Raw genomic sequence first — 13,965 nt, 5'->3', positions numbered from 1 at the left:
CACCGTCCGCGATTACGAACGGCTGCCCGCCCACCACGCCGCGATGGTCCAGTGGGCCATGGTCATCGTCATGGCCCGCCGCCTCGCCCGCCACCAGAACACCTGAAACCCTTATTTACCAGGCTCTTACAGAGGAGTAGCCCGTTGTCACGGGTCAATTGACGCCTGAGGCGACGATCGCCGGGCGACATGTCCGGAAAAATGCGGGCCAAAGCGCGCGCCAGGATAGCCGGCGTTCACGTTACGGTTTGGCCACGATCACCCAGAGTGACGGTGGTTATAAAGTCCCATGAGGAGAGCGCCGCCAGCCGGCAAAGTGTCACAACCGGCGGTGCCGCAACGGCCGGGCCGGGGGAGAACGGCCAGGCCACCGGCCCGGACGAGCGGGGGCCCGCCCGGAGCATGCGCTCCGGGCGGGCCCCCTGATGCCCCGTCGCCGGGACCGTTCGGGTCAGCTCCCCGCCGGCGTGACGTACACGATGGCGTACGAGTTGTCCTTCGCGGCCTTCTTGATGACGATCGAGACGCCGTAGTTCACGCCCAGGTCACCGGGGTTGCCGGTGCCCAGGACGATGACGCCACCGCCCAGGGTCTGGCCGTAGTACTCCGGCGCCGGCGTGCCGTCCGGGTGGGTCACCCGGGTGGTGTACTGCGCGCTGTCCCGCGAGGGCAGCACCACCGAGGCGTCGCTGTCCCGGGCGTACGCCGCACCGTCGCGGATCTCGATGCCCGGGTACCAGCCCTTGGCGTCGGTGAAGCCCTTCACCGCCGGCTGCGACCCGAACGTGGTGCAGTACTCGCTGTACGGCTCGTCCGCCGCCTCCAGGCACTCCTTGAACGGGTACGTCGGCTTCAGCGAGAACGCCGCGTTCGCCGACTGCGGACGGCTGGGCAGGTTGTCCAGCACCGACGGGTCCTTGACCGCCGCCTCGCCCGTCCGCCGGAACGGGTCGAAGTGCGAGTCGACGATCAGCAGGCCGCCCTTGGCTCCGTAGCTGGGCAGCGCGGTCATCTGCGCGGTGACGTGGTTGACGTCGCCCAGCGCGGTGTCCCGGTACCAGACCAGCATGCCCGGCGCGTTGTACGAGACCCGGTCGACCTTCCACGCGTCGCGCGAGTAGACCGTGTCGTAGGTGTACTTCAGGCCCTTGTCGAAGCCGTCGAAGTTGCGCCACTCGGCCAGGTAGTAGTGCGCCTGCACCGAGGTGCCGCTGTCGATCCGCCAGCCCGGGCCGTTGGTGTCGACGAAGGTGCCGCCGGTCGCGGTCCAGCCGTTGGTGCCGCTCTCGACGTCGTCGCTCCAGGTGGTGGCGCCACCGCCGGTCACCGAGAAGTCGTCGGCGAACCAGCCCCGCTCCAGGAAGGCCGCGTCGGTCGCCTGGCGCAGCCGCAACTGCACCGTCTGTCCGGCATACGCCGACAGGTCGACATAGTCGTGCCGCCAGCCGTGGCTGTCACCGGTGAGGCCGTACTTCTTACCGCCGTACTCGGCCATGTTCCCGTTCGGGTCGGCGTAGTCGTCGTCGGTGGTGACGAGCTTGCCGGTCGAGTCGTAGACCTTCTGCTCGGCCCAGGTGGCGCCGCCGTCGGTCGAGATCTCGACGAAGCCGTAGTCCCAGTCCTGCTCGATGACGTAGTTGTTCCACATCCAGAACTTCGCGTCGGCAGCCGCCGGCACCGCCACCTGACGGGCGATCTTGACGTCCGCCCAGTCCTGGTCCGCGCCGGAGTACCACATGTTCGCGCCGCTGTGCGGCGTGGCCAGCGTGATCACCTTGTCCGGCAGGTCGATCTTGATGCCGTCCTGGGTGCCGACCGGGGTGCGCGAGGTCTGCCCGAGCTTGACGCTGCGCGGGTCGGTGCCGGGGGCCAGGGTGAGCGGGTCCGCCCAGCCGAGCACCCACTTGTCCCACAGACCCATGTGCGTGGGCAGCGCCTGGAAGACCTCGCCGGAGTGCGAGCCCGAGGCCATCAGGTCCCAGAAGTCCACGTCCGAGTCGGCGTTGCCGCTGGTGTCGTAGAGGTCCGGCAGGCCCAGGTCGTGGCCGTACTCGTGGGCGAAGACGCCGACCCCGGCGTCCTCCGGCTGCACGATGTAGTTCGACACCTGCAGGTTGGTGCCGGGAATGGTGTAGCCGCCCGCGATCGAGGAGGAGTGCGCCCAGACCGCGTAGATTCCCTCGGCGCCGCCGCCGCGCGACTTGCCCTGGCCGGCGTGCACCAGCACCAGGTGGTCGATCACGCCGTCCGGCTCGAAGACGTTGCCGTCACCGTCGCGGTCGCCCTGGTCCTCGATGTCGTAGTCGGCCCAGGGGAAGTCCGGGTCCATCGCCGCGAGAGTGTCGATCGCGTCGGTGGCCAGTCGGCCCGCGCCTCGCGGGTTGTCCGGATGGCCGTTCATCGCCTGCTGCCGCCCGGCGACCCAGGTGCCATCCTCGTCCTGGAAGCAGCGCGACGCCGCGTACCAGCCCTCCGAGTGCGGCACGGTGATCCACGGGCTGGCCTGCCCGTCCACCGTGTACGCGCCCTTGGACATCTCCAGGTACATGTTGTGCATGGTGCGACCGCGCAGGTCGATACCCGGCTTGCCGTCCGGGCCCGTCAGGTCCTTGCGGACCCGCTCGGTGATGCCCGTCTTGGTGTAGAGCATCTTGTCGAAGTGCTCCGGCGAGAAGTCCGGCACCCAGAACGAGTTGTTGTCCTTGTGCGGCAGGGTCGCCGGGTTCGGGATGTTGTTGTGCTTCGGGCCGTTCTGCACGGTGCCCGGGACGCAGGTCCGGTCCTCGAACACGGTCCGCGGGACCATGACGTCGGTGAAGTCGTCGTTGGCCTGGTCGTTGAACTCCACCAGCAGGGTCAGCAGCTTCGCCGTCTGGGTGCTCGGCGCCTGCTTGATCTTGCGGGGGCTCTTCCCGGACTTGATCGACTTGGCCTCCAGCCGGGCCAGTTCCCGGGCCGCGACCGGGTTGCCCCGAGCGTACTTGCGGTCGAACGCCCGCGCCTCGTCGGCCGGTGAGGTGTAGATGCCTTCCTTGCCCTTGACCTCGCGGCCGGCGGTGTCCGGCTGCACCTCCGGCTCGGCATAGTTGATGTAGAACTCGTCCGCCCCGATCACCGCCTTCGGCGCGGCGGACGTCTCGGCTGCCGCGCTGCCCGTCACGGTCAGTGACGTGGCCGCGAGGGCGATGGCGGGCAGCGCGACGAGTAGGCGTCGGCGCGGCCCGACTTGCGATCTTCTGTTCATGCCGCTCCATTTCTCGGGCATGGGAGGAGGGAGTCGGCCGGCCTCACTGACAGTGATGTTCATCGAAACCGTCCGACGTGCGTGAACCTAAATCAGAACGGTTCCGAACGACAGGGGGCGGCCGTCGCCTGTGTCCGTTCAGCTTCTCCGCGCTCCACCGACCGACCGATGTGACGCTGGTAGGACGGTCCGGTTCGTACCCGTAAGAAATGACCAAGGGTGGCGGTCCGTCCGGACCGCCACCCTCGGTTGGCGTACGCCTGTGCTCAGTCCTCGTCGGACTTGCCGGCGCCCATGCCGGAGGCGATCAGCTCCATCACCGAGGAATCCTGGAGGGTGGTGACGTCGCCCAGCGACCGGTGCTCCGCGACGTCCCGGAGCAGCCGGCGCATGATCTTCCCGGAGCGGGTCTTCGGCAGATCGGGCACCAGCATGATCTGCCGCGGCTTGGCGATCGGGCCGAGCGTCTTCGCCACGTGGTTGCGCAGGTCGGCGATGAGTTGCTCGCCCGCGTCGCCGGAGGTGTCGATGCTGCCGCGGGGGATGGCGAACGCGACGATCGCCTGCCCGGTGGTCGGGTCGGTCGCGCCGACCACCGCCGCCTCGGCCACCGACGGGTGCGAGACCAGCGCCGACTCCACCTCGGTGGTGGAAATGTTGTGGCCGGACACCAGCATCACGTCGTCCACCCGGCCGAGCAGCCAGATGTGCCCGTCGTCGTCCTTCTTCGCCCCGTCCCCGGCGAAGTACATGCCGTCGAACCGCGACCAGTACGTCTCGATGAACCGGTCGTCGTCGCCCCAGATGGTGCGCAGCATGGACGGCCACGGCTCGCGCAGCACCAGGTAACCGCCGCCACCGTTGGGCACCGACTGGCCCTGGTCGTCCACCACGTCGGCGACGATGCCCGGCAGCGGCGTCATCGCGCTGCCCGGCTTCGCGGCGGTCACCCCGGGCAGCGGGGAGATCATGATGGCCCCGGTCTCGGTCTGCCACCAGGTGTCCACGACGGGCAGCACGCCCCGGCCGACGTGCTGCCGGTACCAGATCCACGCCTCCGGGTTGATCGGCTCGCCGACGCTGCCGAGCAGCCGCAGCGACGACAGGTCGTGGCCGGCGGGGATGTCCTCGCCCCACTTCATCATCGTGCGGATCAGCGTCGGCGCGGTGTAGAGGATGGTCACCTTGTACTTGTCGACGATCTCCCAGAACCGGCCCTTGTGCGGGGTGTCCGGGGTGCCCTCGTACATCACCTGGGTGGCGCCGTTGGAGAGCGGGCCGTAGACGATGTAGGAGTGGCCGGTGACCCAGCCGATGTCGGCGGTGCACCAGTAGACGTCGGTCTCCGGCTTCAGGTCGAACACCGCGTGCGTGGTGTACGACGTCTGGGTCAGGTAGCCGCCGGTGGTGTGCAGGATGCCCTTCGGGCGGGCGGTGGTGCCGCTGGTGTAGAGGATGAACAGCGGGTGCTCGGCGTCGAACGGCTGGGCGGCGTGCTCCGGCGAGGCCGTCTCCACCGTCTCGTGCCACCAGTGGTCCTTCTCGGACCAGGCCACGTCCTCACCGGTGCGGCGCACCACCAGCACGTGCTCCACCGACGGGCACTTGGCCACCGCGTCGTCCACGGTCGGCTTCAGCGCCGACGGCTTGCCCCGCCGGAAGCCGCCGTCGGCCGTGATCACCACCTTGGCGGTGGCGTCCTGGATCCGGTTGGTCAGCGCGTCGGCCGAGAAGCCGCCGAAGACCACGCTGTGCGTGGCGCCGATCCGGGCGCAGGCCAGCATCGCGACCGCCGCCTCCGGGATCATCGGCAGGTAGATCGCCACCCGGTCGCCGGCCGTGACGCCGAGATCGGTCAGCGCGTTCGCCGCCTGGCAGGTGAGCCGGTGCAGTTCGGCGTACGTGATGGTCCGGGTGTCGCCCGGCTCGCCCTCCCAGTGGATGGCGACCTTGTCGCCCCGGCCCGCCTCGACGTGCCGGTCCAGACAGTTGTACGCCACGTTGAGCTGGCCGCCGACGAACCACTTCGCGAACGGCGGGTTCGACCAGTCCAGCACCTGGTCCCACTGCTTCGCCCAGGTCAGCCGCCCGGCCTGCCGCTCCCAGAAGGCCAGCCGGTCGGCCTCCGCCTCGGCGTACGCGTCCGCCTTGACGTTGGCGTCGGCGGCGAGTTCGGCCGGCGGCGGGAACTGGCGCGTCTCGTTCAGCAGATTGGCCAATGCCTCGCTCATGCCGTGCTCCCTCGTCGCTCGGGTGACCTGCGTCTCGTTGCAGGAGAGGTTAGTCGGCGCCCCCGGGCGGCGGCGACCGGTCATCGGCCGGATCGCGCCGAGCGGCCCACGACGCGCGCCGGACGGCGCGGTGCCGGCCCCGCCGCCGAACCTCGACCGGTCCGGGTGCGGTGATCCGGACCGGTCACGGCGGTGCGTCGAGGCTCTTCGAGGTGCCGCCCGCCGCGGGTGCCGGTTCGCTCGCCGCCGGGCCGGTGGTGGTCGGGATCGCGTTCGGGTCGGGTCCGGCCCGCGACGCGCGGCCGGGTCGCTAGCGTGACGGGGTGACCATCGACCCGCTCGCCCCGCTGCTGGAGCTCGCCGACATCGCCCCCGCCGTCGAGCGGGCCCGCGAGCGCTTCGACCAGGCGCTGCGGCACCGCGCGCTGCGCCGGCACGGCGGCCAGGTCGCGGCCGAGGTCAGTCTCCGCTCCGCGGTGGCCAGCGCGGCCCTCGAGGGGTACGCCCACGACCGGGAGGCCGTCCGGGCCGGCACGGTCACCGAGCCGGTGCTGCAGGGCGCGCTGCGGGTGGCCGGAGCGCTGCCCGGGTTGAGCGAGCTGTGGCCGAAGGCGCCCCGGCAGGCGCTGGCCAAGCTGCACGTGCTCGCCGCCCGGGACGTGGTCGCCGAGGCCGAGCTGGGCCGCCCGGTGGCCGACCCGGTGGTGGCCACCCGGCTGGACGGGCTGGCCGGGCTGGCCGCTGGCGGCACCAAGGTCTCCCCGCTGGTGCTGGCCGCCGTCGTGCACGGTGAACTGCTGAACCTGCGCCCGTTCGCCGGACCGTCCGGGCTGGTCGCCAGGGGAGCCGCCCGGCTGGTGCTGCTCTCCAGCGGGTTCGACCCGCGCGGCCTGCTCGCCGTCGACGTGGGCCACCAGCAGCGGGAACCCGAGTACGTCGGCTCGGCCGGCGCCTTCGCCACCGGTACCCCGGACGGGCTCCGCTCCTGGCTGCGGCACTACATGACGGCGGTCGAGGTCGGCGCTGACCAGCTCACCGCCATCGGCGACGAGATCCTCGCCGCCGCCTGAGCGAGCCGGTCAGGCGGCGGGAGCGGTACGGGTGCGGCGGTGCCGGCCGTACCAGGCGATGCCGATGGCCACCCCGACGCCGACGCCGAGTGCCGCCGCGGCGACCGGCACGGCGGGGCGCTCGCGCAGCCGCCGGCCCAGCGGGATCGGGTGCCGGAACTCCAGCACCGGCCAGGAGTTCTCCGTCGCCAGCTTGCGCAGCTGCCGGTCCGGGTTGACCACCGTCGGGTGGCCCACGCACTCCAGCAGCGGACGGTCGCTGTACGAGTCGGAGTAGGCGTACGAGTCGGCGAGGTCGTACCCGCGCGCGGTGGCCAGCTCGCTGACCGCGTCGACCTTGCTCGGCCCGGCGGCGTAGAACTCCACCTCGCCGCTGTAGCGGCCGTCCACCACGCCCATCCGGGTGGCGATCACGTCGGTGACCCCGAGCAGCGCGCCGATCGGGCGGACCATCTCCTCGCCGGAGGCGGAGACCAGCACGACGTCCCGGCCGGCCGCCTGGTGCTCCTCGATGAGGGCGGCGGCCTCGGCGTACACGTACGGGTTGATCAGCTCGTGCAGTGTCTCCGCGACGATCTGGCGGACCTGCTCCACCGGCCAGCCCTTGCAGAGCGTGGCGAGGTAGTCCCTGGTCCGAGCCATGGTCTGCTCGTCGGTGCCGCCCAGCCGGAACATCAGCTGCGCGTACGCCGACTTGACCACGTCACGCCGGGTGATCAGGCCGTCCCGGTAGAACGGCCGTCCGAACGCCAGGGCGCTCGACTTGGCGATGACGGTCTTGTCCAGATCGAAAAAAGCGGCACTTCGGCCCACGGCGCGAAAGTCTAGCCCGATGGTCTATGGTCGGCGGGTGCCCGGGGTTCCGATGCCCCCTCAGACCCACGGGCCAGCCCCACCACCTCCGCGCATCGTGACGGCGGTCACACTCTGCGAACAGGATTTCGCAGGGAGTGGAGGCGACACCACTCGACGTGAGCAGGTCCGCTCAGGCAGACTTGTCGGCACGACGAGAACTCATATCTCGGACAACGCCCAGACCCTCGGCGGTTGCACCCCCCGTGACCGCTGAGTGGGTTCGGCTCGACCCCCCCGGAGCCGAACCTCACGACGACCCCCGTCCCCCCCCGACGGGGGTCGTCCCTTTCCGGGTATGTGCTGCGGCGCAGGTCACGACCACTGGGCCAGGCCGTCGGGCAGGTTCTTGCCTGCTGGCTCGACCGCCGACGTCAGCAGATCGTCAGCAGCCGAGGCGAAGGCATCCGAGATCCGAGCGGCATGGTCAGCCGGAGTGTGTGTATAACGATTCAACGTCGTTGACGCCTGCTCGTGCCCATGACCCGCTGCATCGGGGTGACGGGGACGCCGTCGGTGACCAGCCAGGCGGCGTCGGCGTGTCTCAGAACGTGGAATCACATCCCGCCCACGGCCTCGGCCGCCCGGCACGGGCCGACCGGACCCTGTCACCGAACAGCGCGGGCCCACACGTGCCAACAGCGGCACCGACGGTGATGACTAGTCAGCGACGTGGATGACGATCTTGCCGCGGCGTTTGGCCGTCTCGAGTGCCTCGTAACCGGAGCGCGTCTCAGTGAGGGGCAGCACGCGGTCCAGCACCGGCCTCAACCGGCCGCTGTCGACGAACTCGGCGATGGACCGCAACGTGTTCTGGTCGGGCTCGACGATGAAGTACACCCCCCGAACGCCGTGCCGGGCTGCTTCCTGCTCGTCGGGAGGCGCGGCGAGGGTGACCAGGACACCGCCCGGTTTCAGGACCGACCAGGACCGCGACTGCGTCGCTCCTCCGACGAGATCGACGACCACGTCCACGTCGCGGACGTGATCCTCGAAGCGGTCGTGCGCATAGTCGATGACCTGCTCGGCACCCAGACCCTTGACGAACTCCAGGTCGGCCGCCGCCGCCGTTGCGCTCACGCGAGCACCGAGACCGGCCGCGAGCTGCACCACGAAGATCCCCACGCCGCCGGCGCCGCCCTGCACCAGGACGTGCTGGCCGGCCTGCAGATCGGCGTGGTCCACCAGTGCCTGCCAGGCACTCAAGGCAGCGAGTGGGAGCGCCGCGGCGTGGTCGTGGTCAACGGTGGCGGGTTTGGCCGCCAGGACGGCAGCGGGCAGGACGACGTACTCGGCGGCCGCGCCATCGCGGGTGAACGGGATCAAGCCGTAGACGGCCTCCCCCTCGGCGGGGCTCTCCACCCCCGCGCCGGACGCCGCGACGACTCCGGAGAACTCGTGCGACGGGATGATCGGGGTGCGCTCGGGTCCGGTCCCGTCCGAGCTGTGCGTCCAGGTTTCCGGCCAGGTGAGCTCATGGGGTGTCATGGAAGCGGCCTTCACGGCCACCAACACCTCACCCGGCCCCGGCTCGGGCCGCGGCGCCTCCTCGTACACGAGTTGCTCCGGCCCGCCCCTGGTGTGGGCTCTCACGGCGTGCATCGTGCTCATCCGACGGCTTCTCCTTCCCGACCACATGTCGATCAGCCCGCCGGCCGCCCCTGGGGAGAACCGCAGTCTGACTCCCGCATTGTCTGGCGGTTCGGCAGCCGGCTGGCGGACTTCCGTGATCCTTGCCCCTTTGGCGCAGGAGCGCGCTGGATCAGGGACCTGGCTCGTCGGCGTCTTCGCTCCAGCTCTCCTGGTCGGCGAGTCCCCACCGCCACAGTTCCAGCAGCACGGGCCGCAGGGACTGTCCGCGCCGCGTCAGCGCGTAGCTGACGTGTTCGCCGGCGGTGGTCCGGTCGAGGATGTCGTAGTCCCGCAGGGTTCGCAGCCGCTCGGTGAGCGTCTTCGCGCTGATCGGGCCGACTCCCGTACGGATCTGCGAGAACCGCCGTGGCCCGCCGAGCAGCTCTCGGATGATCATGGCGTTCCATTTGCCGCCGATGATGTCGAGTGTCCTCGACAACGGACACGCGCCGGCGACGAGGTCCGGCGACATCCAGTGCATCTCGGCTCCTCCGGTTACTTGAAAGAAACCAACCCCGCTGCGCGAGTATGCCGCCGGCCGACAGCGACCAGGGAGACAGGAGCCGGTGACATGGACAGCAGGGTGGTGTTGATCGGGGGACCGACGGTACTGATCGAGGTGGGCGGGGTGCGCCTGCTCACCGATCCGACGTTCGACCCGGCCGGATCCAGCTACTCGCTGGGACCGGTGCGGTTGGGGAAGGTGGCCGGCCCGGCACTCGCCGCGGCGGCGTTGGGGCGCGTCGACGCGGTGCTACTCAGCCATGATCAGCATCCGGACAACCTGGACGGCGCCGGTCGCGAGTTCCTGCGAACGGTACCGATGGTGCTCACCACGCCCGCCGCAGCCGCCCGGCTGGGTGGTGCGGCCGTCGGGCTGGCACCGGGTGAGCGGTGTGCGGTGCGGGGAGTCGGGGGGAGCGTCACGGTGACCGGCGTCTCCGCCCAGCACGGGCCGCCCCGGCTGTCGTCCGTGCTGGGCCCCGTGACGGGCTTCCTGGTCCAGCCGGACGGCGTCCGTGAGTCGATCTACGTCTCGGGCGACACCGTGGCGGTCGACGACGTTCCAGCGGTCCCGGTGGGCCTGGCCGTCCTGCACGGCGGCGCGGCCCGACTGCCGGCGTTCGGCGAGGCGGGGCTGTCGTTCACCGCGGCGGATCTGGTTGCGGTGGCGGGGCGGCTGGGTGACTGCCCGGTGATGGTGGTTCATCACGAAGGGTGGGACCACTTCGGCGAGGAGCCAGCCGCTGTCGCGGCGGCGTTCACGCGGGCTGGCATCGCCGACCGCCTCGTGCCGCTCACGCCTGGGGGGACGGCCGCCTTTCGACTGAGCTGAGCGGAACGCGTTGGTCGTCCGGGCCGGGCGTGACCCGGTGGCGCCGGCGGCGTACGCGTCCGGCAACGGCTTCATAGCAGATCGACTGATGCGGTGGGCGTTGTCCACAGGGCGTCCCGTCGTCCACAGGCGGCGGTGCGGGGGCGGCGAGCGGGGGTGGAACGGGAGCAGGGTCTGCGGACAGCAACCCCGCCGACCGTTGGAGGCCGCGATGCCACCCCGTACCTCCGTCTCACCGCAGCGGCGCCTGCCGCTGGTCGTCACCTCGGACGGTGAACTCCTCGACGACCTGCTCCGGCTCGCCGCGGCGGGCGACGTCGAGGTGGAACTCGCCGCCGACCCGGTCGCCGCCCGGACCCGCTGGCTCCCCGCGCCGCTGGTGCTGGTCGGCTGCGACCAGGCGCAACCCTGCCTGCGGGCGCGGTTGCCGCAGCGGCCCCGGCTGGTCCTGGTGGGCCGGTCCGGCGAGCTCGACCCCGGTTGGCAGGTCGCCGAGCTGATCGGCGCCGAGCACGTCGCCACCCTGCCCGCCGCCGAGCCGTGGCTGGTCGACCGGTTCGCCGAGTGCGGTCCCGATCGGGCCGGCAACGGCGAGGCGCGGGTCATCGCGGTGCTGGGCGGGCGCGGCGGGGCCGGCGCGAGCATCCTCGCCGGCGGGCTGGCGGTCACCGCCGCCCGGGCCCGGCTGCGCACCCTGCTGGTGGACGCCGACCCGCTCGGCGGCGGGCTCGACCTGGTCCTCGGTTGGGAGCAGCTGGAGGGACTGCGCTGGCCGGCGCTCACCGACGCGGACGGCCGGGTCGACGCTCCGGCGCTGGTGCGGTCGCTGCCCAGCCGGGGCGACCTGGTGGTGCTCTCCTGGGACCGGGGGGATCTGCTGACCATCCCGGTGCCGGCGATGGCGGCCACCGTGGACGCCGCCCGGCGTGGCCGCGACTTCGTGGTCGTCGACCTTCCCCGCCACCTGGACGACGCGGCGGTGACCGCGCTCCAGTCGGCCGACCAGGTGTTCGTCGTGGTGCCCGCCGAACTGCGGGCCACCGCGGCCGCGGCCCGCGTGGTGTCCGCCGCTGCCGCGCACTGCGCCGATCTGTCGGTGATCGTCCGGGGGCCGGCGCCGGGTCGACTCCGGGCGGCCGAGGTGGCCCGGGCACTTGGCCTGCCGCTGGCCGGCACGCTGCGCCCGGAGCCGGGACTCTGCCGAGGGCTTGAACGGGGCGAGGCACCGGCGGCCGCCGGCCGTGGCCCGCTGGCCGCGCTCTGCCAGCGGATCGTCGCCGACGTGACCGGCGTGCCCGTGCCGGGTGCGGCATGACCGGGCCGGCCGACGGCGACAGCCTCGCCACCCGGGTCCGGCAGCGGATCGCGGCCACGGCCGCCCCGGTCACTCCGGCGGCGATCGTCTCCGCGGTCCGGGCCGAGCCGGGCGCCGCCGTCCTCGGCGACAACGCGGTGCTGCGGATGGCCGACCGGGTGCGCGACGACCTGGTCGGCGCCGGTCCGCTCGCACCGCTGCTGGCCGACCCGGAGGTGACCGACGTGCTGGTCAACGGCACCCGGGTCTGGGTCGACCGGGGGCAGGGCCTGCACCAGGTAGCGGTGCCGGTGGGCTCGGTCGACGACGTACGCCGGCTCGCCCAGCGGCTCACCGCCGGTGCCGGCCGGCGGCTGGACGACGGTTCCCCGTACGCGGACGCCCGGCTCGCCGACGGCACCCGGCTGCACGCCGTGCTGCCACCGGTGGCGACCGACGGGCCGTACCTGTCGCTGCGGACCTTCCGGCAGCGGCCGTTCACCCTCGACGAACTGGTGCGCCAGGGCACCGTGCCGCGGCCGGTGGCGCCGGTGCTCGCCGCCGTCGTCGAGGCCCGGCTGGCCTATCTGGTCACCGGGGGCACCGGGTCGGGGAAGACCACCCTGCTGAACACACTGCTCGGGCTGGTGCCCGCGACCGAGCGGATCGTGCTGGTGGAGGACGCCGCCGAACTGCATCCGGTGCACCCGCACGTGGTGGGGCTCCAGGCTCGGACGGCCAACGTGGAGGGCTCCGGAGCGGTCGGGCTGACCGACCTGGTCCGGCAGGCGCTGCGGATGCGACCGGACCGGCTGGTGGTCGGTGAGTGCCGGGGCGCGGAGGTGGTGGACCTCCTCGGCGCCCTGAACACCGGCCACGACGGCGGCGCCGGGACGCTGCACGCCAACGCGCCGTCGGACGTACCGGCCCGGCTGGAGGCGCTCGGCCTGCTCGGCGGCCTGCCCCGCGCCGCGCTGCACGCCCAGGTGGCCGCCGCGCTCCAGGTGCTGCTCCAGGTCCGGCGCAGGTCCGGTCAGCGGGTGCTGGAGTCGATCTGCCTGCTGCTCCCCGAGGGCCCGGAACGGCTGGTCACCGCGGTCCCCGCCTGGGTACGCGGACGCGGGCTCGGCCTGGCCGCCCGACCGCTCGGGGCGCTGCTGCGGGAGCGCGGCGTCGCGCTGCCGCCGATCCTCTGCGAGCCCTGGCCCGGATCGGCGGGACCGGCATGAGCGCCGGCTCCTGGACGCTGGTGGCGCTGCTGGCCACGGGTGCCCTGCTGCTGACCGGGCTGCTCCGCCGGTCCCGGCTCGGCCGCCGCGCTCCGATCAGCCCGGATCGCCCGCCACCGGTGCGGCCGGACGATCCGCTGCTGGACTGGGTGGCGGAGCTGCGTGGCCCGGTCGGCGGGGTCGACGACGGCATTCCGGTGCGCCGTCAGCCGCCGGCGTTGCCCGCCCGGCATGTGGCCCGTCGAACGGCGCTGGCCCGCCCGGCCGGCGCGCTCACGGCGCAGTCCAGGCCGGCCGCCGGACCTCTTCCGGCGGCCACGCGTCCGATCGGCTCGCCGCGTCCGCCCGGTCGCCGGGATCCCCGCCGGCCGGCCGGGCCGGCCGGGCCGGTCGGGCCGCCGACCGCCACAGCGGTGGAACAGCGGGCGGAGGCTTCCACCAACCCGCTCCGGCACGTCGGCGGCGGATGGCATCGCGTCGAAGCGGTGGTCGTCGCCGCGCCGAGGCGCGCCCTGCTCCTGGCCGCACTGATTGGTGCCGGAGCGGGCGTGCTGCTCGGCGGTCCGGTGGCCGGGGTGGCCCTCGCCGGGTACGGGTGGCTCGGCGCCCGCGCCCTGGTCCGGCGGCAGGCGGCGCGCCAGGCGGACCGGCTCCGTCGCAAGCGCCTGGACCAGCTCTGCGGCCTCGCCGCCGACCTGCGCGCGGGGCTGCCCGTGCTGGTGGCCGCCGAGCGCCTGGGGCTGGCCGCCGCCGGTCCGACCGCCGATGCTCCGGTCTGGGCGAGCGCCAGCCCGGACCCGACGAGGACCGGCGCAGCAAGCCACCCGGGGAGCACCGGCGTGGCGGGCCGGGCGGCGGTGCGCGTCGGGAGGGCGGTGGGACGAGACTGTCCGGCACCGCCCGCACCACGTCTGCCGGTGACGAACACCGGGCCGGGACGGGCACCGTTGCGCGCCGGCGCGGGTGGCGGCTCGGCACTGGCGGGGGAGGTGATGCCCGTCGCGGATGCCGGCCCGCCTGCCGACGGCCCGGCCGGCTGGCCGGTGATCGACGGCGCCGAGCGGCTTCCGTCCCGAC

Annotated in this window: 10 protein-coding genes; 5 read left to right on the top strand and 5 right to left on the bottom strand. The window is 72.6% G+C overall.

Annotated elements, in window-relative coordinates:
* Positions 1-451: 451 nt before the first annotated feature.
* Both DLJ47_RS10500 and acs read right to left on the bottom strand, forming a co-directional pair.
* Positions 452-3,244: an immune inhibitor A domain-containing protein gene (locus tag DLJ47_RS10500; RefSeq protein WP_109899856.1), complete on the bottom strand. Its 2,793-nt coding sequence runs from the start codon at positions 3,242-3,244 to the stop codon at positions 452-454.
* A 266-nt stretch (positions 3,245-3,510) separates the two neighbouring features.
* Positions 3,511-5,475, bottom strand: coding sequence for an acetate--CoA ligase (gene acs, locus DLJ47_RS10495; RefSeq protein WP_109899855.1), 1,965 nt, complete (start codon positions 5,473-5,475; stop codon positions 3,511-3,513).
* A gap of 323 nt (positions 5,476-5,798) precedes the next feature.
* Between acs and DLJ47_RS10490 the strand changes: the two genes are divergently transcribed.
* Entirely contained in the window at positions 5,799-6,545 is a 747-nt protein-coding gene (locus DLJ47_RS10490) for an oxidoreductase (protein WP_109899854.1), read from the top strand.
* Between the two features lie 9 nt (positions 6,546-6,554).
* Here the strand turns inward: DLJ47_RS10490 and DLJ47_RS10485 are convergent, their stop codons facing one another.
* The 3 genes from DLJ47_RS10485 to DLJ47_RS10475 all read right to left on the bottom strand — a co-directional run bounded on the left by DLJ47_RS10485 (position 6,555) and on the right by DLJ47_RS10475 (position 9,510).
* Positions 6,555-7,358 carry an HAD family hydrolase gene (locus DLJ47_RS10485; protein ID WP_109899853.1) on the bottom strand — a complete coding sequence of 268 codons (804 nt, stop codon included), beginning with the start codon at positions 7,356-7,358 and terminating at the stop codon, positions 6,555-6,557.
* A 699-nt stretch (positions 7,359-8,057) separates the two neighbouring features.
* Positions 8,058-9,008, bottom strand: a complete 951-nt coding sequence (locus DLJ47_RS10480; RefSeq protein ID WP_199235777.1) for an NADP-dependent oxidoreductase — start codon at positions 9,006-9,008, stop codon at positions 8,058-8,060.
* Between the two features lie 151 nt (positions 9,009-9,159).
* The gene (locus DLJ47_RS10475) at positions 9,160-9,510 is read right to left on the bottom strand and encodes a winged helix-turn-helix transcriptional regulator (protein ID WP_109899852.1); all 351 of its coding nucleotides are present in this window, start codon (positions 9,508-9,510) and stop codon (positions 9,160-9,162) included.
* Here DLJ47_RS10475 and DLJ47_RS10470 point away from each other — a divergent pair.
* From DLJ47_RS10470 to DLJ47_RS10455, 4 genes are all read left to right on the top strand, one after another.
* The gene (locus DLJ47_RS10470; RefSeq protein ID WP_199235776.1) at positions 9,505-10,365 is read left to right on the top strand and encodes an MBL fold metallo-hydrolase; all 861 of its coding nucleotides are present in this window, start codon (positions 9,505-9,507) and stop codon (positions 10,363-10,365) included. The genes DLJ47_RS10475 and DLJ47_RS10470 overlap by 6 nt on opposite strands.
* A gap of 211 nt (positions 10,366-10,576) precedes the next feature.
* Positions 10,577-11,680, top strand: coding sequence for a septum site-determining protein Ssd (gene ssd, locus DLJ47_RS10465; RefSeq protein WP_109899850.1), 1,104 nt, complete (start codon positions 10,577-10,579; stop codon positions 11,678-11,680).
* Entirely contained in the window at positions 11,677-12,888 is a 1,212-nt protein-coding gene (locus DLJ47_RS10460) for a TadA family conjugal transfer-associated ATPase (RefSeq protein WP_109899849.1), read from the top strand. Before ssd ends, DLJ47_RS10460 begins: the two co-directional genes overlap by 4 nt.
* Positions 12,885-13,965: hypothetical protein (locus tag DLJ47_RS10455; RefSeq protein ID WP_109899848.1), on the top strand; the 1,081-nt coding region annotated here is incomplete at its 3' end. The genes DLJ47_RS10460 and DLJ47_RS10455, both read left to right, overlap by 4 nt.

It is taken from the genome of Micromonospora sp. S4605 (genome assembly GCF_003176715.1).
In the GTDB taxonomy this organism is placed as follows: domain Bacteria; phylum Actinomycetota; class Actinomycetes; order Mycobacteriales; family Micromonosporaceae; genus Micromonospora; species Micromonospora echinaurantiaca.
Note: the sequence above shows the minus strand (reverse complement) of the source record. Positions and strands in the feature narration are given on the sequence as shown.

Coding starts and splice junctions, on each gene's coding strand:
- ssd (WP_109899850.1), top strand. CDS start 10,577: ATGCCACCCCGTACCTCCGTCTCACCGCAGCGGCGCCTGCCGCTGGTC.
- acs (WP_109899855.1), bottom strand. CDS start 5,475: ATGAGCGAGGCATTGGCCAATCTGCTGAACGAGACGCGCCAGTTCCCG.
- DLJ47_RS10475 (WP_109899852.1), bottom strand. CDS start 9,510: ATGCACTGGATGTCGCCGGACCTCGTCGCCGGCGCGTGTCCGTTGTCG.
- DLJ47_RS10480 (WP_199235777.1), bottom strand. CDS start 9,008: ATGAGCACGATGCACGCCGTGAGAGCCCACACCAGGGGCGGGCCGGAG.
- DLJ47_RS10460 (WP_109899849.1), top strand. CDS start 11,677: ATGACCGGGCCGGCCGACGGCGACAGCCTCGCCACCCGGGTCCGGCAG.
- DLJ47_RS10500 (WP_109899856.1), bottom strand. CDS start 3,244: ATGAACAGAAGATCGCAAGTCGGGCCGCGCCGACGCCTACTCGTCGCG.